Source organism: Rhizobium sp. NXC14, assembly GCF_002117485.1.
Taxonomy (GTDB): Bacteria; Pseudomonadota; Alphaproteobacteria; order Rhizobiales; family Rhizobiaceae; genus Rhizobium.
The window spans coordinates 3020615-3044172 of record NZ_CP021030.1; the positions used below are offsets into that span (position 1 = coordinate 3020615).

The following is a 23558-nucleotide window of genomic DNA, read 5'->3' on the forward strand; positions in this document are numbered from 1 at the left end:
ACGTCTTTCAATCTTTCTTGCTTCCGTCACATTCCTCTGTGAAAGCGACGGATATCCATTTGCTATAAGGACCACCTTCATGCACCGCTCGCTCGCAAGCCGCTCTGCACTCGCCCTCCTGTTTGGCCTTGCTTTTGCAGGCGGCGCGGCCGCCCAGCAGGCGCCCACGGCCTCGGCTCCGGCAGCTCCCTGCGGCGGCGATCTGTCGGCCTTCCTCCAGGGCGTCAAGGCTGATGCGGTCGCCGCAGGAGCCAGCGCCGCGGCCGCCGACGAGGCGCTGGCCGGCGCCGAAATCGATCCCAAGGTCCTGAGCCGGGACCGCGCCCAGGGCGTCTTCAAGCAGACCTTCCTCGAATTCTCGCAGCGCACTGTTAGCCAGGCCCGCCTCGACATCGGCCGCCAGAAGATGAAGCAATATGCCGACGTCTTTGCCCGGGCCGAGCAGGAATTCGGCGTTCCCCCAGGCGTGATCACTGCATTCTGGGCGATGGAAACCGATTTCGGTGCCGTCCAGGGCGATTTCAACACCCGCAATGCCCTGGTGACGCTATCGCACGACTGCCGCCGCCCGGAGCTCTTCCGCCCGCAGCTGATCGCCTTGATCGAAATGGTCGAGCACGGCGACCTCGACCCCGCCACCAACACCGGCGCCTGGGCCGGCGAGATAGGCCAGGTTCAGATGCTGCCGCGCGACATCATCGCCTATGGCATGGATGGCGACGGCGACGGCCATGTCCGCCTGAAGCAGAGCGGCCCGGACGCCATTCTGACGGCAGCGAAATTCATCCAGCATCTCGGCTTCGAGCGCGGTCAGCCCTGGCTGCAGGAAGTCACCCTCCCCGACAACCTGCCTTGGGAGAAATCCGGCCTTGGCGGCGCAATGAAGGCGAGCGAGTGGTTCGCGCTCGGCGTCAAGCCGCGCGACGGAAACACGGCCTTCGGTGAGTTGGAGGGCGATCTGGTCCTGCCGCAGGGCCGCATGGGACCGGCCTTCATCGCCTATCCCAATTTCAAGATCTATCTCGAATGGAACAAATCGTTCATCTACACGACGTCGGCCGCCTATTTCGCCACCCGCCTTTCCGGCGCCCCGACCTATCTCAAGGGCACACCGGAACAGGGTCTTGCCAACGACCAGATGAAGACGCTGCAGACCAAGCTGCAGTCACTCGGCCACGATGTCGGCGAGATCGACGGTATTCTCGGTTCCGGCACGCGCATCGCAATCCAGAAGGAACAGCAGCGCTTGGGCATACCGGCCGACGGCTGGGCGACGCCTGCCCTTCTCAACGCTCTCTGATCGCCTCCGGCACTTCCGCCGCTCGTTTCGCAAGAAACGGGTGGTGCCGCTTACCGTCCGCGTTAAAGCATAATGCTGAGGAGCGACGCCGGGTCTAGACGATGCGGCTTTGGGTGGAGGAAGATGGCATGGACAGCAAAATGAGTGCCTGGATCTGGAGCCTGCTGCTCCTGCTTGGTCTTATCTGGGGCGGCTCCTTTTTCTTCGCGCGCATCGCCGTCCAGCATATCCCGCCGCTGACGCTCGTCTTCCTCCGTCTGCTGCTGGCCGGGCTGGCGCTGCACGTCTATATCGCCGGCCGTTTCGATATCTTTTCGACCCTGAAAGCCCGCTGGCGCGAATTCCTGATCCTCGGGTTGATCAACAATGCCCTGCCGCATGCGCTGATCTTCTTCGGCCAGACCCGCATCGGCGCCGGCCTTGCGGCGATCCTGAACGCGACGACGCCGATCTGGACCGTGCTGATTGCCAATTATCTCACCTCCGACGAAAAGCTGTCCTCGGCCAAGATCGCCGGCTGCCTCGTCGGCCTCGCCGGAACGATCGTACTGGTCGGCCCTGGCCTGTCGGCCAGCGGCCAAGCCCCCCTCTGGGCGCTGCTGCTCCCTGTGCTTGCCGCCATCTCCTACGGGTTCGCAGCCACCTACGGCAAGCGATTCAAGGACGTTCCGGCACCAGTCACCGCAGCCGGCCAGTTGACCGCGTCCTCGCTGATCACCTTGCCGCTGTCGTTAATGGCCGATCGCCCCTGGACGCTCTCCTTGCCGCCGCTCAATATCCTGCTCGCAATCCTGGCGTTGGCGCTGGTGTCGACCGCCTTCGCCTACATTCTCTATTTCCGGATCATGGCGGCGGCGGGCGCCACCAACGCCTCGCTTGTCACCCTGCTGGTGCCTCCAAGCGCCATGCTGCTCGGCGTGCTTTTCCTCGGAGAACGGCTGGCGGTGGGCGAATTTACGGGCATGGCGCTGATCGGTTTGGGCCTTGTCATCCTCGATGGCCGCGCCTACCGCCTGCTGGTGAAAGCTGCCTGAAAGCTGGTTGCATATTCCCTATGTTTTCAACCGGTTGCCGAGCCGCCATGTTTCGGGCGCATAGGTAAATCCGCAATCGCCCGATTTAACGCCGCGTTAAAATCTGTGAACAAAAATAAGCACGAAATCATCTCGTGATATCAATAATTTGCGAAAACACTATTCGCCTCATCCGCCGGCCGCTTCGGCAGCGCAGCATAAAATCCGCTTTTCAATCGACATATTTCAGACATAATATCGGCCGGTTAACGCGAGGAGACAGACATGGGACTCACGCAATCCTTGAATGTTCTGTTGGTCAGTGCAGCGTTTGCTTTCGTTCTGTCCATGCTCTTTATTTGAGCTGACGGGCTGGTAGCGCTGATAGTGCCTAAACTCCCCTGATCAATCCGCCAACGAAAAGGCGCATGTCCCGCCCGACATGCGCTTTTTCACTTTTGAACATCTGAAAGGATCAGGCGGCGGCGCCCGCGCTCTTTGGCGCCCGACGGGAGTAGCCGAGGTTGTCGAGCACCGCGGAAACCAGCGGCGCGCGGTTCATCGTATAGAGATGGAAATCACCGATGCCGCGCCGGACGAGATCCTCGATCTGCTCGGCAGCAACTTCGGCCGCGACCTTTGCCCGATCCTCAGGCTTGTCGTCGAAGCCCGCGAAACGCTCATCGAGGAAGGCCGGGATGACCGCGCCACAGGCGCCGGCGAAACGCTTCAGCTGCGTCAGGTTCTGGATCGGCATGATGCCGGGCACGATCGGGATCGAAATGCCGGCGGCGCGCACCCGCTCCAGGTAGCGCTCGAAATTGTCGTTGTCGAAGAAGAACTGCGTCAACGCCCTGTCAGCGCCGTTATCGGCCTTGCGCTTCAGCATCTCGATATCGGCGGCCGTATCACGGCTTTCCGGGTGTTTTTCCGGATAGGCGGAGACGGAAATCTCGAAATCACCGACCGACTTGAGACCGGCCACCAGTTCCGCGGCATTGGCGTAACCGCCGGGATGCGGCTGATAGGGCGCACCGACGCCGCCAGGCGCATCGCCGCGCAACGCCACGAAATGCTTTACGCCGACCTTGCGAAACGTATCGATCATTTGATGCGTTTCCTCCTTCGTCGCACCGACGCAGGTCAGGTGCGAAGCGGTGGCAAGCGGCGTCTGCGACAGGAAGCGCGTCACCGCCGACAGCGTCGGCGCCTTGGTGGTGCCGCCGGCGCCATAGGTCACCGACACGAAATCCGGATCCCAGTCCTGCAGCTTAGCGACGGCATCCCAGAGCTGCGCCTCCATTTCTTCCGATTTCGGTGGAAAGAACTCGAAGGAGATCCCGAAGTTGCGCCCGCGTCCTTCGCTTTTCAAAGCCATGTTCATACTCTCCCGGCAAATGTAGCTTCGGCGCCTTCGCTGGTCTGCGAAGCCATGAGGCGCCTCGGATCGCGCGCGAGCCAGACGGTGACCGTCAACCCCTGCCCGCCCTGCTGACCCGGATGAAGATCGACGACCTGCTCGACGTCGAGCCCGGCTTTGCGCAGCCAGTCGGACATCGCCTGGTGCGAAAAGCCGAGACGGACATGGGCATGTTCGTCGCGGAGATATTCGAGCGTGTGCGGTGCGAGATCGATGACCACGAGCCGCCCGCCCGGCCGCAGCATGCGCGCCGCTTCCGCGATCGCAATCTCCGGCTGGTCGAAGAAATGCAGCACCTGATGGATCGTCACCAGGTCGAAATCCTGCCCCTCGAACGGAAGGTTGAGGATATCGGCGTGGCGCACCGTCGCCTTGGTGATACGCGACTTGTCGAGATTGGCGCGCGCCACGCTCAGCATGTCGCGGCTGGCGTCGACACCGACAGCGCGGCGGTAGAGCCCGGAGAGGAGTTCGAGGATGCGGCCGGTGCCGGTGCCGAGATCCAGCAGCGAATCGATCGGCTGGTTGCCGAGCAGCCGAATGACGGCGGCGTCGACCTCCTCATCGGCCGCGTGCAGGCGACGAAGCTCGTCCCATTCGGCGGCGTTGCGGCTGAAATAGGCCTGCGCCCGCTCGGCCCGCTGGCGCTTGACCTGTGAAAGCCGCTCGCCGTCGCGAAGGATGGTCGGATCATTCTCGGAGACGTGTCTCAGCAATGCCCGCACCAGCATGGCCGCCTTGCCGTCCTGTTTGAGGCGGAAATAGGCCCAGGCCCCTTCCTGATAGCGTTCGATCAGTTCAGCCTCGCCGAGCAGTTTCAGGTGGCGGGAGATGCGTGGCTGCGATTGACCGAGAATTTCGGTAAGATCGGTCACCGTCAGATCGCCGCCGTCGAGAAGCGCCAGAAGACGCAGACGCGTGGGTTCGCCGGCCGCCTTCAAGACGTCCACCAGCCCATCCAGTCCCAGCTTCAAAGGTTCGCTCATCATCAGCCCAATCAAGATATAAAGATATCTTTATGTGATTTGAAAAGCGGTGGCAAGCGGCAATTCACACTGTTCGCGAAATTGCCTGCGCAAATTGCGACAGGGCCCGAGATGAAAAAGCCCCGGTCGAACCGGGGCCTTGCAAGCAGAAATAAAGCAGAATCAGCGCGTCAGGCGCTTGTGAGCCTGACTGCCAGGATTAAGGGCGTCGGGGCCGAGGCGGCGGATCTTGTCCTGCTCGTAATCCTCGAAATTGCCTTCGAACCATTCGACATGGCCCTCGCCTTCGAAAGCCAGGATGTGCGTCGCCAGACGGTCGAGGAACATGCGGTCGTGGCTGATGATGATGGCGCAGCCGGCGAAATTCTCGAGCGCGTTTTCGAGAGCGCCGAGCGTTTCCGTATCGAGGTCGTTGGTGGGTTCGTCGAGCAGCAGAACATTGCCCCCGGCCTTCAGCATCTTGGCGAGGTGCACGCGGTTGCGCTGACCGCCCGAGAGATTGCCGACCTTCTGCTGCTGATCACCACCCTTGAAGTTGAAGGCGCCGCAGTAGGCACGCGAGTTCATGTCGAACTTGCCGAGCTTGATAATTTCGGCGCCACCGGAGATTTCCTCCCAGACCGTCTTGTCGGCGGCCAGCGCGTCGCGGCTCTGGTCGACATAACCGAGATGCACGGTCTCGCCAATGCGGATCGAGCCGCTATCCGGCTTTTCCTGGCCAGTGATCATCTTGAACAGGGTCGTCTTGCCGGCGCCGTTCGGGCCGATGATGCCGACGATTCCGCCCGGCGGCAGCTTGATCGACAGGTCTTTGATCAGCGTGCGACCCTCGAAGCCCTTGGTGATGCCTTCCAACTCGATGACCACCTGGCCGAGCCGTTCGCTGACCGGGATGATGATCTGCGCGTCGCCGGGACGCTGCTTCTCGGCCGCCTCCACCAACTGCTCGTAGGATTTGATACGCGCCTTCGACTTGGCCTGGCGAGCCTTCGGGCTGGAAGCAATCCATTCCTGCTCGCGGCTGATCGCCTTCTGGCGCGATGCCTCTTCGCGGTTTTCCTGCAGCATGCGCTTGGCCTTGGCCTGCAAATAGGCGGAGTAGTTGCCTTCGTAAGGGATGCCGCGGCCGCGATCGAGTTCGAGGATCCAGCCGGTGACGTTATCCAGGAAGTAGCGGTCGTGGGTGATCATCATCACGGCGCCGGGATAGTCGCGCAGATGCTTTTCGAGCCAGGCGATGGTTTCGGCGTCCAGATGGTTAGTCGGCTCGTCGAGCAGCAACAGATCCGGCTGCGAGAGCAGCAGGCGGCAGAGTGCGATGCGGCGGCGCTCACCACCGGACAGGCTGGTGACCTCGGCATCGCGCGGCGGGCAGCGCAGGGCTTCCATCGCCATCTCGACTTGGCTTTCCAGATCCCAGAGGTTCTGGCTGTCGATGATGTCCTGGAGCTTTGCCCCCTCTTCCGCTGTCTCGTCCGAGTAATTCATCATCAATTCGTTGTAACGATCGACGATCGCCGTCTTCGCGGCAACACCTTCCATGACGTTCTCGAAAACCGTCTTGGTGGGGTCGAGTTTCGGCTCCTGCTCGAGATAGCCGACTGTGGCACCCTCGGCGAGCCAGGCTTCGCCGGTATACTCCTTGTCCTGGCCGGCGATGATGCGCAGCACAGTGGATTTACCGGCGCCGTTCGGTCCGAGGATGCCGATCTTGGCATCCGGGTAGAAGGAAAGGTGGATGTTCTCCAGGATCTTCTTGTTGCCATAGGCCTTGTTGAGGCCGGACATATGATAGATGAATTGACGTGCCATGCTGCGCTGCTCCGGGCGGGAAACTTCGTTTCGTGCCGCTATGTAGGCGAAACAGCGCCTGTGAGCAACGCCGAAACCCGTTTACGCCGGATTCCGGTCAGAAGCCCGCCGCATCGACAACGCCCTCGTCACAGCCGAACGAGGTTTTTCCCGCCCCCTGGATCAGATCGGCAAGGCTTGCGCTTTTGGCCGATGCCGCTCCCGCATCCGCAGACAGTCCGATCGTCAACTCGCTGATCAGCCTGACACTGCCGGCTCGCCGGCAGCTCATCTTGACGCGCTCGCCCGCACCCGGCCCGAAGCTTTTGTCGAAAGCAGCCTTGATCGTCTCCGCCTTGACCGTCTTGCCGATATTGGCGGCAAATAGATCGCGCACGGCCGATGTGTTGAGCGCATCCACCAGATGGACGCCGACGCCGAAATAATCCTCCACGCTCATTTTCATGCAGGTGCCATGCTTTATCCATTCGTGCCGTTCGAGGCCGGACTGCGTGCCGGGCATCGCCTTTGCAAGCGACGCCTTCGCCTCGGCCGAAAGCGCGACATCAGGCAAAGTATCCCATTTGCCGTCCTTGTCGGCAGCCTTCTGATCGTCGCTGACGCCGCAATAATCCTGCCGCATCGGCCACAGGCCATGCAGGGAGAAATTCGTCGCGTCATGGCGCTCGCCGGTCTGGCTGGCGCATTCGGGCTTCTTCTGGTTCGTCTGGCAGAAGGCGGGCTGCCAGCTCGCAGCAAGAATGAAACGGGTACGGCCCTCGGCCTCCTGCGCCACGGCAGCGCCGGCAAGGATCATCGACACGGCGAATGTAAAGGTACGCAACTGCATGCTGCTCATTTCAACCCCCAAAAGAAGAACAATGCAGGAACAGATAAGCACAAAGCGTAAACGGCAGCAACCCTGAATCGCAACTATCCTGCAATTTGTTCTCGACTGCGTCGTCGGAAACAGTCGGCTGTTCCGGGAAGCTCCCTGTTCTTGAGTTACCGCACGGACGCTGTCGCACTTATGGTTGCAGAATATTCTGCTCAAATCGATTCCGCTTTAAGGAATTATGCAGTAGCGATCTGCTCTGCTGCGGCAGGGAGGATCCGGATGTTTTCTGATACGCAAAGGCTCGCCATAGGGGAAGCGTCTCTGGCCTATCACCATGCCGAAGCCGCCGCTCCGGCACGCGGCATCCTGTTGATATCGCACGGCCTGGCGGAGCACTCGAAGCGCTATGGCCGCTTTGCCGAGGCGATGGCGGGGCGCGGCTATCACGTCTATGCCCATGATCACCGTGGCCACGGCGAGACGACCGCGCCCGACGCGCCGATCGGCCGCTTCGCCCGCTGGAATGGTGTCGATCGGGTGATCGGCGACGTCATTGCCATGCGCGCCCATGCGGCCTCGCGCAATCCCGGCCTGAAGGTGATCCTATTTGGCCATTCGATGGGCGGCCTCATCGCGCTCAATGCCGCCGTCACCGCTCCGTCCGACTTCGATGCTGTCGCCGTCTGGAATTCGAATTTCGCAGTCGGCCTTGCCGGCCGAGCCGCCCAGGCGATCCTCCTTGCGGAACGTATGCTGAAGGGCTCCGACGTCCCGAGCGGCCTCTTGCCGAAGCTCACCTTCAAAGCTTGGGGAAAATCGATCCCGGACCGCCGCACCGAGTTCGACTGGCTGTCGCGCCACGCCGATGAAGTCGACAAATATATCGCCGATCCGCTCTGCGGCTTTGACGCATCAGTCTCGCTCTGGCTCGATCTCTTCGAGCTGACTTTTCGCGCGCCGCAGAAACTCCATCTGGATCGGCTGCCGCGTGATATGCCAATCCATCTCGTCGGCGGCGCCGATGATCCCGCGACGGAGAGTGGAAAAGCCGTGCGCTGGCTGTCAAACAATTTGAAAGCCAGAGGCTTCTCTCGTATCAGGACAGTGATATATCAGGGTATGCGGCATGAGACGCTGAACGAAATTGGCGCCGATGCGGCGATCGCAGCCTTCGCGGACTGGTGCGAAGAGGCACTCGCGACATCCAAAGCCAGAAAGAATCCGTCATGAGTAGCCCCTCCGCCCGCGCCGCTTCGTCCGCCTCCGAAGTGACGATAGGGCTGGCGCTGATGTTTCTGTCGGTGATGGTCTCGCCGCTCATCGATATCTTCGCCAAGCTTGCCGTCGTAACCGTCCCGTCAGCCGAGATCACCGCCGGCCGCTTCGTCGTGCAGGCGCTCTGCATGCTGCCGATCGTGCTATGGAGGCGCAGCTTTGCCGATTTCTCTTGGCGTCAGAGCCTGTTCCACGCCATCCGCGGCTTCATCATCACCGTCTCGATGATCTCTTTCGTCACCACGTTGAAATACATGGCGGTCGCCGACGCGATCGCGATCTTCTTCATCGAGCCGATCATCGTGACCATCTTCGGCGGCATTTTCCTCAAGGAGACGATCGGCTGGCGGCGTTACACCGCCTGCGGCGTCGGCTTCTTCGGGGCGATGCTGATCATTCAGCCGAGTTTCGAAGAGGTCGGCTACATCGCGCTCCTGCCCATCCTGACGGCGCTCTGCGTCGCGACCTTCGTGTTGATGACCCGCGTCCTCTCACACAGCGAGGACCCTTGGTCGATGCAGTTTCAGATGGGCATCTGGGGCTTGCTCTTCTGCACCCTCCTGCTTTTTATCGGTGAAGGAAGCGGCTCCGATCTCTTCGATCCCGTCATGCCCGTAGGCAGCGCCTGGTTCTATGTCGCCGGCGTCGGGGCTATGGCCGCCACAGCCGGAATCCTCGGCGTCTACGCCTATCGGGCAGCACCGGCGTCGACGCTGGCGCCGCTGCAATATTTCGAGATCGTCTCAGCTACGATCTTCGCCTGGCTTGTTTTCGGTGACTTTCCGAATGCCGTCAAATGGCTCGGCATCACGATCATCATGGCGTCGGGCTTCTACATCCTCTGGCGAGAGCGCCGCTTTGCTTCAAAGCCCTTATCCGATACATCTGAGGTGACGCTGGCGCCGTAGACACTGGACGGGAGGACCATGACCGAGACCGCGACGAAAAAGCCGCCGCTTACCGGTATCCGGGTGATTGAGCTTGCCCGCGTGCTGGCCGGCCCTTGGGCGGGCCAGATGCTCGCCGATCTCGGCGCCGACGTCATCAAAGTTGAAAATCCCGATGGCGGCGACGATACTCGCCAATGGGGGCCGCCCTTCGTCGAAGGTGCGGACGGCGAAAATCTCTCGGCCGCCTATTACCACGCCACCAATCGCGGCAAACGCTCCATCACCGTCGACCTCAAGAGCCCTGAGGGCCAGCAGCTCGTCCGTCGTCTCATAGCCACTGCCGACGTGGTAATCGAGAATTTCAAGGTCGACGGCCTCGTCAAATACGGGCTCGATTACGACAGCGTTCGCGAGGTGAACCCGAGGCTCGTTTATTGCTCGATCACAGGCTTCGGCCAGACCGGCCCCTATGCCGGCTTCGCCGGCTACGATTACATCGTTCAGGGCATGTCCGGCTTCATGTCGATAACCGGCGAGCCGGACGGCCAGCCGATGAAGGCGGGCGTGGCGATCGCCGACATCTTTACCGGCATCTATGCCGTCTCGGCGATCGAGGCCGCCCTGATCCATGCCTTGAAAACCGGCGAAGGCCAGTTGATAGACATGGCCCTGCTTGACGTGCAATCGGCCGTGCTCGCCAATCAGAACATGAATTACCTCGTCTCCGGCGCCGCACCGCCCCGCCTCGGCAACGCCCATCCGAACATCTCGCCCTATGAAGTCGTACCGACGGCCGACGGTTATCTCATCCTGGCCGTCGGCAACGACGGCCAGTTCCGCCGCCTCTCTACCATCCTCGGCCTGGAGACGATCGCGGATGACGAGCGTTTCTCCACCAACAAAGCCCGCGTCGCCAACCGCGGCGAGGTGCGTCGCCTGATCTCCACCGAGACGCTGAAATGGCAGAAAGCGGATCTCCTGAAGGCCTGCGAGCAGAACGCGGTTCCGTCAGGCGCGATCAACACAATCGAGGAAATGTTCGCCGACCCGCAGGTGAAGGCTCGCGGTCTTCGCATCGACCTTGCCGATTCCGCCGGCACCGTCATCCCCGGGGTCAGGACGCCAGTCGTGCTGTCGGAAACACCTTTGCGCTACGTCAGGCCCAGCCCGCGTCTCGGCGAGCATAGAGAGGAAATTCTGGCGGAACTCGCCGAGCTTGAGAGGAAGGCATCGTCATGAAGAAGGTATCATCATGAAAAAGACGGGCGGGGAATTGATTGTCGAGGCGCTGAAGGCAAATGGCGTCAAACGCCTCTCCTGCGTGCCCGGCGAGAGTTTCCTCGCCGTTCTCGACGCATTGCGCGACAGCGATATCGACGTCCTCGTCTGCCGGCAGGAAGGCGGGGCGGCGATGATGGCGGATTGTTGGGGCAGACTCACCGGCGAACCGGGCATCTGCATGGTGACGCGCGGCCCCGGCGCCACCAACGCCTCCGCCGGCCTGCATATAGCCAAGCAGGATTCGATCCCGATGATCCTCCTGATCGGCCAGGTGCAACGAGAGGCGCGCGAACGGGAGGCTTTTCAAGAGGTCGAATTCCGCCGCGCCTTCACCGAATTCGCCAAATGGGTTGGTGAGATCGACGCCGCCGCCCGCATTCCCGAATTCGTCACCCGCGCCTTTGCGGTCGCAACCTCCGGCCGTCCCGGCCCCGTGGTGCTCACCCTGCCGGAAGACATGCTGCGCGACGAGGTCGAGGCGCCCCGCGCCAGGCGTTATGCCAGAGTCGAGGCCCATCCCGGCCGCAGCCAGATCGACGACTTTTATGTAAGACTCTTGAAGGCCGAACGGCCGATGGTAATCCTCGGCGGCACGCGATGGGATGCCGATGCCGTCGCCGATTTCGCAACCTTCGCCGAACGTTTTCAGCTGCCGGTAGGCTGTTCATTCCGCCGACAGATGCTGTTCGATCATCTTCACCCCTGTTATGCCGGCGATGTCGGCATCGGCATCAATCCGGGGCTCGCCAAGGAGATCAAGGAGAGCGACCTCTTGATCCTGCTCGGCGGCCGCATGTCGGAGATGCCGTCCTCCGGCTATACGCTGCTCGACATCCCCTACCCGGCCCAGTCGCTCGTTCATATTTATCCGGACCCGTCGGAGCTCGGCCGCGTCTATCGTCCCGATCTTGCCATCTGCGCCAGCCCCCCCGATTTTGTCGAAGCACTCGCCGATCTCGAAGCCCCAGCCGAGCCGCGCTGGGCGGAGCGGACCGCGCATATGCATCAGGTCTATCTCGCCTGGTCGAAGCCGCCGGCCACGGGTCCGGGCGCCGTCCATATGGGACCGATCATGGAGTGGCTCGAAAGTAATATAGGACCGGAAACGATCTTCACCAATGGCGCCGGCAACTACGCCACCTGGCTGCACCGCTTCCATCGTTTCCGCCGATTCAACACACAGGCAGCCCCCACCTCCGGCTCGATGGGTTACGGCCTGCCGGCGGCAGTGGCTGCCAAGCGGCTCTTTCCCGAGCGCGAGGTCATCTGTTTTGCCGGCGACGGCTGCTTCCTGATGCACGGCCAGGAATTCGCAACCGCCATCCGCTACGATCTGCCGATCATCGCAATCGTTATCAACAACGGCATGTACGGCACGATCCGCATGCACCAGGAGCGTGAATATCCCGGTCGCGTCAGCAGCACCGATCTGACCAACCCCGACTTCGCAGCCCTTGCCCGCGCCTATGGCGGCCACGGCGAGACGGTGGAAGGCACAGAGGAATTCGCGCCGGCTTTCGGGCGCGCACGCGCAAGCGGCAAACCGGCGATCATCGAGGTGAAGCTCGATCCGGAAGCGATCACACCGACCAGAACGCTTTCGGAAATCGCGCAAACAAAAAGCCGGTAAGGTTGCCCCACCGGCTTTGAGAGACGGAACTGCGGCGACCTTAGTCGAGCGCAGCCGTGACGATGAACTCGACCTTGTACTTCGGTGCGGCGAGCTTGGCTTCGCTGGTCGCGCGGGCCGGCGGATTGGTCGGATCGATCCAGGCTTCCCAGGCTGCGTTCATCTCGCCGAAATAAGCAATGTCGGAAAGATAGACGAGGGTCTGCAGGATCTTCGACTTGCTGCTGCCGGCGGCCGCCAGCAGACGGTCGACTTCGGCGAGCGCCGACTTGCATTGATCGGTGACGCTTTCGCCCTCGCCCACCTGGCCTGCGAGGTAGACCGTGTTGCCGTGAATGACGGCGCCGCTCATACGTGCGCCGACGTCGATACGCTTAATGCTCATTATCGTCTCCTGGGTGATGGGAAGTGGCGGCGCTGCGGAGCAGCGCCTGAAAATCAGCGTCCCGCACGATGCTCAACTGCGGATATGGTGGGTTTTCTGGTAGATCGCCGTCGAGCGCGCGCCCGAGCGGCAGTAGCCGAGCATCGGCCGTGGAAATTCATCGAGCGCGTCGACCATTCCCTGCACCGCCTCTTCGGTCACGCCCATCGGTCCAACCGGCACGTGGGCGATATCGAGTCCGAGCTCTTTGGCACGCGCCTCGATGACGGAGAATGATGTCTGGTCGGGGCTTTCATGGTCGGGGCGATGGCAGACGATCGATTTGAAGCCGAGCGCCTTGATCTCGTCGAGGTCCTCAAGCGTGATCTGCCCCGAAACCGAATATTCATCGTCGATCTGGCGAATATCCATCGTCTTGTCTCCTCAAAGATCGTGGGCTGATGGTCTACGACGGGAGGCCCGCAAGCGTCAACAACACTTCACTCACAGGAACGCAAAGGTCAGCGCATAGCTGCGGCTTTCGCCTGGGGCGAGCATGTTAAATTCACCGGCCGCCTGAAGCTCGTCGCGCGATACCCAGCGATGCGACACCGGCTCGATGCCGATAATATGAGCGGGCGCCTTCTGGTTTCGCCAGACCTGCAGATAAGGCAGCGTATCGGCGCGGAAGCGCACGCTGAGCGTCCTGCCGCCGATTGCGGCGATCGGCCCGAGCCGGACTTCCGCCAAGCCCTCCGCCGTCGCCGTCGCCGGCACACAGAAGATGCCGCCCGGCTCCTCGCCGAATGTCCAGGGGAAGCCGCCAGTCTCCAGCATCCGGCCTTCGAGCCGCGTGCCGTCGTCCAGCCATTTGCCGCCGACATTCATATGGTACATCAGGAAGGTCGGCACCACCTGATCGCTGGTATTGATAACCCGGTCTTCGAGCCGCACCTCGCCGTTCACGCCGTCGATCCGCCACAGCCGCTCGATGCGCTGCGGCAATCCCTCGACGGTGATGATGTCGATATCGGCGCGGCATTCGGCATTGCCATTCTCGTATTTCGTCCACAGGATCTTGGCGGCGTGGCCGGAGGCCGATCCGTGCAGCGGATAGACCTTGCCGTCGGCACGGCCGGCGATCGGCTGGCGATGGCGGATATGATCCGGCCCGCAGGTGAAGAGAAAACCTTCGAGCGAGTGGTCGATTCGCGGATCCCCATCGTCGGGAATGGCGCGCTTTGGCGCGATATCGACGCCGTCGACGATGCATCCGCCGATATCCAGCACCGATGTTTCATCGAGCATCAGGCGCGGCCCGCTTGCAGTGGCAAATTCGATCATCTCGGGTCTCCTCAAGGATTTATCGGCCGCCGTAGCGTTAGGTTTCGCACTGGCCTTCGTCAATCGGCGCCGTTCTCCTCTTGCGCTTTTGCCGCAACCGTGGATTTTGCGGAACGGACACAAGGATGCAAACGTTTATGAGTAAAAGGAAATCTTAGGGATTTTCATATTTTGTTCAGCACGCTTTCATAAATTCCACACTAGCGTCAAAATTCGCGGGTGTGTGTCGGCCCAGTCACTGTTCGAGGTGTGAGACGTGAATCGCTTTTTGAAGTCGGCATTTTCCCTTGCGGCCCTGCTGGCAGCCGTTGCGGCTGCAGCACCGCAGGCTGGCGCGCAGCAGTTTCGTGACCGCCGCCAGAGCGATGTCGTGCTGGTGACGCCGAACGGCGAAATCCTCGATTATGTCCCCCGCGGCTTTGCCTATGCCCGCGACCGCAGCGGCAACCGCGTGCTGATCGACGCCTACGGCAACGTCGTCGCCACCGAAATGCGCGCCCGCGGTTACTATCCGCCCCGGTCCCGTCCAGGCGAGGTCTATGCCGACCAAGGCGGCAACGATCCTTACTATGCCGACGACAACCCCTATGGCGACACGCGTTATTCCGAGCGTGGCGCCGTCACCGGCGGCATTCCGCGCGACGCAGCGATCGAGCGCCTGCCGCTCGGCGAGGAGCCCTATCCGGACGATAACAGCATCGGCAATCCGCAGTCGGGCGACGATTACGCCTCGATCGATCCCGATCAGCAGATCCCGCCCGCCGATGCGCCGAAGGCAGCACCCGACGAGCCCGTGATCACGCTGAAGAACAAATCGAAGCCCGAGATCGTCGCGCTGCAGGTCTTCCTCGACCGCGCCGGCATCTCTCCTGGCGTCATCGACGGGCACATGGGTTCGAACGTCACCAAGGGCATTTATGCCTATAATCAGATGACGGGGTCAAATCTCGATCCCAATGACACCGATGCCATTCTGGAAGAGCTGCGCATGAACGGCGGCCTGCCCGTCGTCAGCTATACGATCACGCCGGCCGATGCCGCCGGCCCCTTCGTCGCGGAGATCCCGGAAGATTATTCGCATAAGGCGCTGCTGCCGTCGCTCGCCTATACCTCGACCACTGAAATGCTGGCCGAGCGTTTCCATATGGACGAGGCCTTCCTTAAGGAGATGAACCCCGGCGCCGATTTCAGCGTTCCCGGCACGGTGATCAAGGTCGTCAATCCAGGCGAGATGAAGACCGGCGAGGTCGCCCGCATCATCGCCGACAAGGGGCGCAAACAGGTTTTCGCCTATGACGGCGCCGGCAATCTCATCGCCGCCTACCCCGCTTCGATCGGCTCAACCGACACCCCCTCCCCGTCCGGCACGGTGACGGTCGAGCGCGTCGCGTTCAATCCCGGTTATACCTACAACCCGAAGATCAACTTTCAGCAGGGCGCCAACGACAAGATCCTCAACATCCCCCCAGGCCCGAACGGCCCGGTCGGCACCGTCTGGATGGCGCTTTCCAAGCCGACCTACGGCATCCACGGCACGCCAGAGCCCTCCAAGATCGGGCGCACCCAAAGCCACGGCTGCATTCGCCTGACCAACTGGGATGCAACCGAGCTTGCGAAAATGGTCAAGCCCGGTGTGACGGTCGAGTTCGTCGACTGAGCCAAAGCCAAACTGGTCACAAACGATAAGGCCGCCGGATCGCTCCGACAGCCCTTTTGTTTCAATGCTTGTGTATTCAGGCCGCTGTCGCCATGCGAGCCGAGGCGGTCAACCGAACAGGCACCTTGCGCATGATTTCCTCGGCGAAACAGGTGGCGTTCTCACGCGCCTTGTCGAGATTGCTGACGCGCGTGGGGTCCATGGTCTGCAGCGTGCCGCCACAGTCGAAGATGTCGCGGAAGGCCGAACGTTCGATGATCGCCGTGTCCAGCACCGGCACGTGCCGCTCGCTGAGCAGCGACTTGACGAGCTGCAGCGCCCGCGTCGTCACCATCGAGTTGACCCGGGTCAGCACCACCGAATGACCGATCTTGATGCCCGCCTTCTCGTCCAGATACTGCAGCAGTTCGAGCACCTGCGCGCCGCCGCGCGCATCCATGGCACAGCCTTGGATCGGGATCAGCACGTGATCGGAAAGGCCGATGGCGGTGGCAAGCAGCGGATTGCGGGCCCCCGGCAGATCCACAATGAAATAGTCGGTATTATGCTTGTTCTCGCTGATATGCTGCGGCAGCGAGGCGGTCGTCACGAAATCGATCACCGAAATATTGGGCACGTGCCCCGATATCTCGTGCCAGCGTGAAATCCAATGCTGCGGATCGGCATCCAGAATGGTCACGCGATAGCCCTGACGGGCAAGCTCGGTCGCTAGCAGCAGAACAGCGGTCGTCTTGCCGGCGCCGCCCTTGGTATTTGCGAATGTAATGACTGGCATGTTCGGTCCTCGGAGGAAATGGCGCGAGCCGGCATCGCTCTTGTGCGCACTGTCGGAGCATCGTGCGGTTAACCCATCCTTTACAATCATGGTTAACAAATTGCGAACGCGCGCGGCGAAATTGCAGCCTGTATTTTTCACATCCCTAAAATTCAGGATGTTTCCGAGACGAAAAGGCCCGGAAAGCAAGAGCTTTCCGGGCCGGTCTGCAGGTCCGCCGCGATCTTGTCAGAAGCAATCCTTGAAAAGCGCCTTGGTATTTTCGAGCGTCATCGCCACCGGATTGCCGCCGGCGCTCGGATCCTCGATCGCCATGGCTGACAGTTCGTCGATGCGGTCGGGCGCGATTCCCATCGCCGTCAGCGTCTCCGGCACGCCGAGCTCGGAACGAAGCGTCAGCACATAGTCGTAGAAGCCGTCAAAGCCGCCCGATATGCCGAGATAGGCGGCTGCACGGCCGATCTTCTCCTCGATCGCGGCGCGGTTGAAGCGCAGCACCGCCGGCATGACAACCGCATTGGTCATGCCGTGATGGGTGTTGTAGACGGCTCCGATCGGGTGCGAGAGCGCATGGATGGCGCCGAGCCCTTTCTGAAAAGCGACCGCGCCCATGGCGGCGGCCGACATCATGTTGGCGCGGGCTTCGAGATCGGTACCTTCCCGATAGGCGCGCGGCAGGAATTCCTTGACGAGCCGCATGCCTTCGAGCGCGATGCCGGCCGACATGGGATGATAGAAGGGCGAGGAATAGGCCTCCAGGCAATGCGCGAAAGCGTCCATGCCGGTGCCGGCGGTGATGATCTTCGGCATGCCGACGGTCAGTTCCGGATCGGAAATGACCACACCCGGCAGGAACTTCGGATGGAAGATGATCTTCTTCACATGCGTGACGGAATTGGTGATGACGCTGGCGCGCCCGACCTCCGAACCGGTGCCCGCCGTCGTCGGCACCGCGACGATCGGGGCGATGCCTTCGAGGCTCGCACGCGTCCACCAGTCGCCGATATCCTCGAAATCCCAGACCGGCCGCGTCTGGCCGGCCATGAACGCAACGCACTTGCCGAGATCGAGACCTGAGCCGCCGCCGAAGGCGACGACGCCGTCATGGCCGCCGTCCTTGAAGGCCTTGACGCCGGCATCGAGGTTCTTCTCGTTCGGGTTCGGGTCGACGTCAGCGAAGATCGCCCGGCCGAGGCCGGCATCTTCGAGGATATCAAGCGCGGTTTTGGTGATCGCCATCGAGGCCAGGCCGCGGTCAGTGACGAGCAGCGGCTTTTTGATGCCGAGGCTCTTGCAGGCGTCGGCCAGCTCCTTGATGCGGCCCCGGCCGAGCTTGACCGATGTCGGATAGCTCCAGTTTGCGGTGATGTTGCTGCTGCTCATGCTGTGACTTTCTTCAGGTGGAAGGATTTCGGACGCGTCAGATTCTGGAAGCCGATGATCGACAGCGAGCCGCCGCGGCCGGTCTCCTTGACGCCGGTCCAGCATAGCGCCGGATCAAGATAATCCGCGCGGTTCATGAAAACAGTGCCGGTTTCGATCTCGCGGCCGAGACGTGCTGCCCGCTCGGCATCTTTGGTCCAGAGCGAGGCCGTCAGCCCATACTGGCTGTCGTTCATCAAAGCGAGCGCTTCCTCGTCGCTCTTCACCTTCATGATGCCGACCGCCGGGCCGAAGGTCTCCTCGCGCATGAAGGCCATGGAATGGTCGACATCGACGAGGACCTGCGGTGCGAGATAGGCGCCGCCGTCATCCTGGGGAAAAAGCTTGGGGTCGACAAGCGCCTTGGCGCCCCTGGAAACCGCCTCGGCGATCTGCTCGCGCACCACCTTCGCGAAACGCTTGTTCGCCATCGGCCCGAGCGACGTTTCCGGATCGAGCGGATTGCCGAGCTTGTAGTTCGACACCCAGGCGACCGATTTCTCGACGAAGGCGTCATAGAGCGATTCATGCACATAGATGCGCTCGATGCCGCAGCAGCACTGGCCGGAATTGTAGGTCGCGCCGTCCATCAGGGTGTCGACGGCCGCATCGAGATCGGCGTCTTCCATCACGTAACCCGGGTCCTTGCCGCCGAGTTCGAGGCCGAGGCCGGTAAAGGTGCCGGCTGCGGCCCGCTCCATCGAGCGGCCGCCTTCGACCGATCCGGTGAAGTTGACGAAGTTAAAGCTGCCGGCGGCAATCAGCGCCGACGTCGTTTCATGGTCGAGGAAGACGTTCTGGAACACGTCTTCGGGAACGCCGGCTTCGATGAAGGCCTGCACCAGCCGCTCGCCGACGAGCAATGTCTGCGAGGCATGTTTCAGCACCACCGTATTGCCGGCCATCAGCGCCGGAGCGATCGTGTTGATCGCCGTCATATAGGGATAGTTCCAAGGTGCGACGACAAAGACGACGCCGTGCGGCTCGCGCTCGATACGGCGTTCGAAACGATCGCTCTCTTCGACGACGAGCGGGGCCAGCGCATCCGCCGCAATCGATGCGACATAGTTGGAGCGCTCGTTAAAGCCCTTATATTCGCCGCCATACCTGATCGGCCGGCCCATCTGCCAGGCAAGCTCCGGCACGACGACGTCGGACATCTCGTTCAGCCGTGCGGCGCCTTTCAGGACAAGCTGAACTCGTTCTTCAAGCGGCCGTCTCGCCCAGGCCTTCTGCGCCTCGCGGGCGCGCGCCACCACGTCCTTGGCGGCGTCGAGCGAAAGTGCTGCGCGCTCCGCGTAAACCGATCCGTCGACCGGTGAAATGCATTGGATCATTGCCATGATCGATTTCCTGTCCTCGTATCATTCAAAATGTGGGTGGGCGACCGCCCCTCATCCGCCTGCCGGCACCTTCTCCCCGCTCGCAGGGAGGAGGGATATGCCGCACCATTTTCCGAACTCTCGAGCGATCCGTGTGGCAAGTCCCCTCTCCCACCAAGCGGGGAGAGGGTTAGGGTGAGGGGCAAGCAAACCCACAAAACGCTATTAAGCTCTTTCGAACCCGCGCGCCACTTCCCAATCGGTGATGCGGCGGTCGTATTCTTCCTGCTCCCATTCGGCAGCACGAGTGTAATGGTCGATGACGTCGTCGCCGAAGGCTTTGCGTAGCATCCCCGATTCCGTCATTTCAGTCGTTGCCGCGCGTAGCGTGCGCGGGATTTCGCGAATGTCCTTGCCGCCATAGGCGTCGCCGACGAAGGGGGCTTCGAGCTCCAGCTTGTTCTCGATCCCGTCGATACCGGCGGCAAGCAGCGCGGCGAAGGCGAGATAGGGATTGAGATCGGAGCCTCCGACCCGGCATTCGATGCGGATACCCTTGGTCTCCTCGCCGCAGAGACGGTAGCCGGCAGTGCGGTTGTCCTTGCTCCAGATCGCCTTGGTCGGCGCAAAGGTGCCGGCCATGAAGCGCTTGTAGGAATTGATGTAGGGCGCCAGGAAATAGGTGATCTCGCTCGCATGGGCGAGAAGCCCGGCAACGTAATTGTGCATCAGCGGCGACATGCCGTATTTGCCGGCATGGTCGAAGAACAGCGGCTTTTCCTCGAGGCTCCAGAGCGACTGGTGGATGTGCGAAGAGCTGCCGGCCGCATTGTAGTTCCACTTCGCCAGGAAGGTGATGGCCTTGCCCTTCGACCAGGCGATCTCCTTGCAGCCGTTCTTGATGATCGCATGCCGATCGGCCATGGCGAGCGCATCGGCATAGCGCACGTTGATCTCCTCCTGGCCGGCGGAGGCCTCGCCCTTGGAGTTCTCGACCGGAATGCCGGCGCCCTGCAGTCCGGTGCGGATCGCCCGCATCACCTCTTCTTCCTTGGTGGTCTGGAAGATGTGGTAGTCCTCGTTATAGGCGCTGGCGAGCTTGAGATTGCGGTAGCCCGAGGCATGCGCCGCCTCGTAGCTCTGGTCGAACAGGAAGAATTCGAGCTCGGAAGCCATATAGGCCTTCATGCCCATGTCTTCGAGCCGCTTCACCTGCTTCTTCAGGATCGCGCGCGGCGAATGGGCAACCTCTTCATGGGTGTGATGGTCGAGCACGTCGCAGAGTACCAGCGCCGTACCTTCGAGCCAGGGAATGCGGCGCAGCGTCGAAAGATCCGGCTTCATCGTATAGTCGCCGTATCCCTTCTCCCAGCTCGTCGCCTTGTAGCCGGAGACGGTTTCCATCTCTATGTCGGTCGCCTGCAGGTAGTTGCAGCTGTGCGTTTCTTTCCAGGCGCTCTCGACGAAATATTCCCCCTGGAAACGCTTTCCCATCAGCCGGCCCTGCATATCCACCTGGCAGGCGAGAACCGTATCGATTCGCCCTTCGGCAACATCCTTCCTAAGATCGTCGATTGTGTAGCTGCTGCTCATGATTGATCCGCCTGAACTGGAATTGAAGAAATCGGGGCAACGAAATCGCATTCGCTCGGCCTGGTATCACGGCCCGATGCCTTTTCGTTGATCCGGTGATGGGGCCGCAGGATGCGGCCCCGCCACTTGAGAGGGAAGCCTCGATGCTTAACGTTCGCCGCTTTCGCCGACGGCCGCCTCGGCCGCCGCGATCTCGGCCTGGCGCTTCGCCACGTCGGCGCCGATCGGCGGCCCCTTGAAGCGACGGCTCTCGAAGCCGAACCAGACGATGCCGGTGACCACGAGGAAGCCGACGGTGATGTAGAGCGCCCATTCGTTCGGCGGCTGGATGCCTAGAATGAAGATCAGCATCATCGCTATGATCGACAGCACCGCGAACAGCTTGAAGACGCCCTCTCCGAGGTTCCACGGGCCCATTTTGTCCCACTTCGACGTGCCCCAGGCGAAGAGGCCGAGCGTGATCGGGATCGCGAAGGAGAAGAATAGGAAGATGACCGTGCACGAGACGACGATCGTGTAAACCGGGGTATCCCCGATCGTAACGAGCGACGAGCCCCAGACGAACAGCACCGACAGGATCGAGCCCGTCCAGATCGCGGCAACCGGGGTACGATACTGCGGGCTGACCTTCGACAGCGCCTTGGAGGCCGGCAGACCGCCGTCACGCGAGAAGGCGAAGATCATGCGGGAGACCGAGGTGACGGTCGCAAGGCCGCACAGCCATTGGCTGACGAAGATCGCAAGATAAAGGAGGTCCTTGACGACCGGGTTCACCTGGCTGTCCATCGCCCAGAAGAACACGTTCCAGCCCTGTTTTGCCGCCTCATCCATGTTCGGCAGCATCAGCACGAAGGCGCACAGCATGATATAGCCGAACAGCGCCGACCATAGAACCGAGGCCACCATGCCGCGCGGGACCGAATGGGCGGCCTTGACCGTCTCCTCAGATGTATGCGCCGAGGCGTCATAGCCGGTGATGGTGTAGATCGGCAGCAGCAGACCGAGAAGGAAAACCCAGGCGCCCGAGGTGGACGGCCAGACGTTGCCACCGACTTCGCCGGAATAATTGGCGAAGGTGAAGAGACGGCCGAATTCATAGGAGGGCGCCGCGAGAAGGCATACGACCGCCAGCGCGATCGAAGTCGCGAAGATCAGGTAGCCCGAAAAGTCGGTCAGCTTCGCAGTCAATCCGATGCCCATGTGGTTCACCAGGGCCTGAGCGCCGGTGATGATCACCAGGAACAGGATGCGCACCGTCGTGGAATCCGTCAGGCCGAGGTAAGTTGTGCCGAAGGAGCCCATGAAGAAATAATAGGTGCCGACATTGATGGCGCCGAGCACGGTGACGAGACCAAGCAGGTTGAACCAGGCGGTCAGCCAGCCGGTGAAGCGGTTGCCGAGAATCGAGCCCCAGTGATAGAGGCCGCCAGCCGTCGGATAGGCGGAGCTGATCTGCGCCATGGCGACGGCGAAGACGAGCGAGATGAAGCAACCGACCGGCCAGCCAATGCCGATCGCCGCTCCGCCGGCGCCCGAAGTCGCCTGAGCCAGCGAATTGATGCCGCCGGAAAGAATGCAGATGATGGAGAATGATACGGCGAAATTCGAGAATGAGCTCATTCGCCGTTCGAGTTCCTGGGCATAGCCCATCGAATGCAGGATGTGCACATCCTGCTTCTTATCAAGCTCGGTATAATCCGACATGACTTCCCCCTGTTCACGATCGGCCGCGGAATTGCGGCCGATTCAGTGCCAATTGCCCGCGGCATTTTCGCCATGCGGACGTCCGCAGATAAACTGCTCCCTCGGGTCTTCTCTTTTTTATTCAGGCTTCCAGGCTTTGCTGGAGAAGTCCTGTCAGATAGTCGGCCATGACCCTTTGGCCGCCATCGTCTGCGATGAGGTCGTTGCGGACCTCAATCATTACATTGCGCAAGCCGTTCGAAAGCCCGTGCAGGATCAGCGTGTGGGTCACGCCGTCCGCAGGCCCGTAAGGCTGGTTGCGTTCAGTCCTGTAAAGCGGCGCGCCGGCCGCAGCCTCCAGCATGCGGTCGGCGAGCCGGCTGTCCTCATCGTGCAATATGCCGAGTTCGACGGCGCGTTGCCGTCCATGATAGACCGGCGTGAAGCTGTGCATCGTCACGATGACGGTATCCTGCCCCCTCGCCCGACGATCGCGGATCAGTCCGCGGATGGCATCATGGAAAGGCACGTAAAGCGCATCGGTGCGCGCCAGACGCTCCTCGGCGCTCAAATCCTTGTTGCCGGGAATGGCATAGATCTCGCTGGTTTCCGGCATGGCGCCCAATGAACTTGGCGGCCGGTTGCAGTCGTAGATCAGCCGCGAGAAGCGCTGGAAGACGAGAGTCGCGTCGAGCGCCTGCGACACACCGTGGGCAACCGCGAGCGCACCCGGATCCCAGGCGATATGGCTCGACAGCGCTTCGTTGGGCAGGCCTAGATCGCCGAACCGGGCAGGAAGCGTCTTCGAAGCGTGTTCGCAGACGAGCAACACTGGGCTCCGGCCGTCGATGCGTTCGATCCCGACGCAATCGCCATCCGCTTCGCTGAGGATTTTTGGCCGGGCCAGCACCAACGGCGCCACTCCTATCCCTTAATAAAAGCTTTATAGAAAAGAATTCTTCAGCTTTTGGCGA

Annotated in this window: 20 protein-coding genes; 7 read left to right on the forward strand and 13 right to left on the reverse strand. The window is 61.6% G+C overall.

What is annotated here, in order from left to right; translation table 11 throughout:
* Positions 1-79: 79 nt before the first annotated feature.
* Positions 80-1300, forward strand: coding sequence for a lytic murein transglycosylase (locus NXC14_RS14900; protein ID WP_085778799.1), 1221 nt, complete (start codon positions 80-82; stop codon positions 1298-1300).
* A gap of 128 nt (positions 1301-1428) precedes the next feature.
* On the forward strand, positions 1429-2334 hold the full coding sequence (locus tag NXC14_RS14905) for a DMT family transporter (protein ID WP_085778800.1): 906 nt from the start codon (positions 1429-1431) through the stop codon (positions 2332-2334).
* Between the two features lie 454 nt (positions 2335-2788).
* Here NXC14_RS14905 and metF read toward each other — a convergent pair whose 3' ends face one another.
* The 4 genes from metF to NXC14_RS14925 all read right to left on the reverse strand — a co-directional run bounded on the left by metF (position 2789) and on the right by NXC14_RS14925 (position 7369).
* A complete protein-coding gene (metF, locus tag NXC14_RS14910) occupies positions 2789-3691 on the reverse strand; it encodes a methylenetetrahydrofolate reductase [NAD(P)H] (RefSeq protein WP_085778801.1) in 903 nt (300 codons plus the stop codon).
* A gap of 2 nt (positions 3692-3693) precedes the next feature.
* Positions 3694-4719: a metalloregulator ArsR/SmtB family transcription factor gene (locus NXC14_RS14915; RefSeq protein ID WP_085780130.1), complete on the reverse strand. Its 1026-nt coding sequence runs from the start codon at positions 4717-4719 to the stop codon at positions 3694-3696.
* A 162-nt stretch (positions 4720-4881) separates the two neighbouring features.
* On the reverse strand, positions 4882-6531 hold the full coding sequence (gene ettA, locus NXC14_RS14920; protein WP_085778802.1) for an energy-dependent translational throttle protein EttA: 1650 nt from the start codon (positions 6529-6531) through the stop codon (positions 4882-4884).
* Positions 6532-6628: 97 nt separating this feature from the next.
* On the reverse strand, positions 6629-7369 hold the full coding sequence (locus NXC14_RS14925; protein ID WP_085778803.1) for a ribonuclease: 741 nt from the start codon (positions 7367-7369) through the stop codon (positions 6629-6631).
* A 258-nt stretch (positions 7370-7627) separates the two neighbouring features.
* On the opposite strand from NXC14_RS14925, the gene NXC14_RS14930 reads away from it, so the two are divergent.
* The 4 genes from NXC14_RS14930 to NXC14_RS14945 are packed head-to-tail and all read left to right on the forward strand — an operon-like array spanning position 7628 to position 12424.
* Positions 7628-8578 (forward strand): alpha/beta hydrolase, encoded by a 951-nt coding sequence (locus NXC14_RS14930; protein WP_085778804.1) that lies wholly within the window; start codon positions 7628-7630, stop codon positions 8576-8578.
* Positions 8575-9531 (forward strand): DMT family transporter, encoded by a 957-nt coding sequence (locus NXC14_RS14935; RefSeq protein WP_085778805.1) that lies wholly within the window; start codon positions 8575-8577, stop codon positions 9529-9531. Before NXC14_RS14930 ends, NXC14_RS14935 begins: the two co-directional genes overlap by 4 nt.
* 18 nt (positions 9532-9549) lie before the next feature.
* The gene (locus NXC14_RS14940) at positions 9550-10752 is read left to right on the forward strand and encodes a CaiB/BaiF CoA-transferase family protein (RefSeq protein ID WP_085778806.1); all 1203 of its coding nucleotides are present in this window, start codon (positions 9550-9552) and stop codon (positions 10750-10752) included.
* Between the two features lie 13 nt (positions 10753-10765).
* Positions 10766-12424: a thiamine pyrophosphate-binding protein gene (locus tag NXC14_RS14945; RefSeq protein ID WP_085778807.1), complete on the forward strand. Its 1659-nt coding sequence runs from the start codon at positions 10766-10768 to the stop codon at positions 12422-12424.
* Between the two features lie 40 nt (positions 12425-12464).
* On the opposite strand, the gene NXC14_RS14950 is transcribed toward NXC14_RS14945, so the two are convergent.
* The 3 genes from NXC14_RS14950 to NXC14_RS14960 all read right to left on the reverse strand — a co-directional run bounded on the left by NXC14_RS14950 (position 12465) and on the right by NXC14_RS14960 (position 14132).
* Positions 12465-12809, reverse strand: coding sequence for a RidA family protein (locus NXC14_RS14950; RefSeq protein ID WP_085778808.1), 345 nt, complete (start codon positions 12807-12809; stop codon positions 12465-12467).
* Between the two features lie 72 nt (positions 12810-12881).
* The gene (locus NXC14_RS14955) at positions 12882-13220 is read right to left on the reverse strand and encodes a TIGR01244 family sulfur transferase (protein WP_085778809.1); all 339 of its coding nucleotides are present in this window, start codon (positions 13218-13220) and stop codon (positions 12882-12884) included.
* Between the two features lie 72 nt (positions 13221-13292).
* Entirely contained in the window at positions 13293-14132 is an 840-nt protein-coding gene (locus NXC14_RS14960; protein WP_085778810.1) for a DUF4432 family protein, read from the reverse strand.
* A 256-nt stretch (positions 14133-14388) separates the two neighbouring features.
* On the opposite strand from NXC14_RS14960, the gene NXC14_RS14965 reads away from it, so the two are divergent.
* Positions 14389-15789 carry a L,D-transpeptidase gene (locus NXC14_RS14965; RefSeq protein ID WP_085778811.1) on the forward strand — a complete coding sequence of 467 codons (1401 nt, stop codon included), beginning with the start codon at positions 14389-14391 and terminating at the stop codon, positions 15787-15789.
* A 76-nt stretch (positions 15790-15865) separates the two neighbouring features.
* On the opposite strand, the gene NXC14_RS14970 is transcribed toward NXC14_RS14965, so the two are convergent.
* The 6 genes from NXC14_RS14970 to NXC14_RS15000 form a co-directional block, all read right to left on the reverse strand.
* Positions 15866-16564: a ParA family protein gene (locus tag NXC14_RS14970; RefSeq protein ID WP_085778812.1), complete on the reverse strand. Its 699-nt coding sequence runs from the start codon at positions 16562-16564 to the stop codon at positions 15866-15868.
* A gap of 228 nt (positions 16565-16792) precedes the next feature.
* Positions 16793-17947, reverse strand: coding sequence for an iron-containing alcohol dehydrogenase (locus NXC14_RS14975; RefSeq protein ID WP_085778813.1), 1155 nt, complete (start codon positions 17945-17947; stop codon positions 16793-16795).
* Positions 17944-19329 (reverse strand): aldehyde dehydrogenase family protein, encoded by a 1386-nt coding sequence (locus NXC14_RS14980; protein WP_085778814.1) that lies wholly within the window; start codon positions 19327-19329, stop codon positions 17944-17946. Before NXC14_RS14980 ends, NXC14_RS14975 begins: the two co-directional genes overlap by 4 nt.
* A gap of 204 nt (positions 19330-19533) precedes the next feature.
* Positions 19534-20901: a glutamine synthetase family protein gene (locus NXC14_RS14990; protein ID WP_085778815.1), complete on the reverse strand. Its 1368-nt coding sequence runs from the start codon at positions 20899-20901 to the stop codon at positions 19534-19536.
* A 147-nt stretch (positions 20902-21048) separates the two neighbouring features.
* Complete coding sequence (locus tag NXC14_RS14995) at positions 21049-22605, reverse strand: amino acid permease (RefSeq protein WP_085778816.1); 1557 nt, start codon at positions 22603-22605, stop codon at positions 21049-21051.
* 121 nt (positions 22606-22726) lie between these two features.
* On the reverse strand, positions 22727-23497 hold the full coding sequence (locus NXC14_RS15000) for an N-formylglutamate amidohydrolase (protein ID WP_085778817.1): 771 nt from the start codon (positions 23495-23497) through the stop codon (positions 22727-22729).
* Positions 23498-23558 lie beyond the last annotated feature (61 nt).

Bases quoted from the DNA above. Each gene is read 5' to 3' on its own strand.
- metF (WP_085778801.1), bottom strand. From the start codon at position 3,691: ATGGCTTTGAAAAGCGAAGGACGCGGGCGCAACTTCGGGATCTCCTTC.
- NXC14_RS14900 (WP_085778799.1), top strand. From the start codon at position 80: ATGCACCGCTCGCTCGCAAGCCGCTCTGCACTCGCCCTCCTGTTTGGC.
- NXC14_RS14975 (WP_085778813.1), bottom strand. From the start codon at position 17,947: ATGAGCAGCAGCAACATCACCGCAAACTGGAGCTATCCGACATCGGTC.
- NXC14_RS14980 (WP_085778814.1), bottom strand. From the start codon at position 19,329: ATGGCAATGATCCAATGCATTTCACCGGTCGACGGATCGGTTTACGCG.
- NXC14_RS14940 (WP_085778806.1), top strand. From the start codon at position 9,550: ATGACCGAGACCGCGACGAAAAAGCCGCCGCTTACCGGTATCCGGGTG.
- NXC14_RS14945 (WP_085778807.1), top strand. From the start codon at position 10,766: ATGAAAAAGACGGGCGGGGAATTGATTGTCGAGGCGCTGAAGGCAAAT.
- NXC14_RS14990 (WP_085778815.1), bottom strand. From the start codon at position 20,901: ATGAGCAGCAGCTACACAATCGACGATCTTAGGAAGGATGTTGCCGAA.
- NXC14_RS14905 (WP_085778800.1), top strand. From the start codon at position 1,429: ATGGACAGCAAAATGAGTGCCTGGATCTGGAGCCTGCTGCTCCTGCTT.
- NXC14_RS14995 (WP_085778816.1), bottom strand. From the start codon at position 22,605: ATGTCGGATTATACCGAGCTTGATAAGAAGCAGGATGTGCACATCCTG.
- NXC14_RS14930 (WP_085778804.1), top strand. From the start codon at position 7,628: ATGTTTTCTGATACGCAAAGGCTCGCCATAGGGGAAGCGTCTCTGGCC.
- NXC14_RS14970 (WP_085778812.1), bottom strand. From the start codon at position 16,564: ATGCCAGTCATTACATTCGCAAATACCAAGGGCGGCGCCGGCAAGACG.
- NXC14_RS14955 (WP_085778809.1), bottom strand. From the start codon at position 13,220: ATGGATATTCGCCAGATCGACGATGAATATTCGGTTTCGGGGCAGATC.
- NXC14_RS14915 (WP_085780130.1), bottom strand. From the start codon at position 4,719: ATGAGCGAACCTTTGAAGCTGGGACTGGATGGGCTGGTGGACGTCTTG.
- NXC14_RS14925 (WP_085778803.1), bottom strand. From the start codon at position 7,369: ATGAGCAGCATGCAGTTGCGTACCTTTACATTCGCCGTGTCGATGATC.
- NXC14_RS14960 (WP_085778810.1), bottom strand. From the start codon at position 14,132: ATGATCGAATTTGCCACTGCAAGCGGGCCGCGCCTGATGCTCGATGAA.
- ettA (WP_085778802.1), bottom strand. From the start codon at position 6,531: ATGGCACGTCAATTCATCTATCATATGTCCGGCCTCAACAAGGCCTAT.
- NXC14_RS14950 (WP_085778808.1), bottom strand. From the start codon at position 12,809: ATGAGCATTAAGCGTATCGACGTCGGCGCACGTATGAGCGGCGCCGTC.
- NXC14_RS14935 (WP_085778805.1), top strand. From the start codon at position 8,575: ATGAGTAGCCCCTCCGCCCGCGCCGCTTCGTCCGCCTCCGAAGTGACG.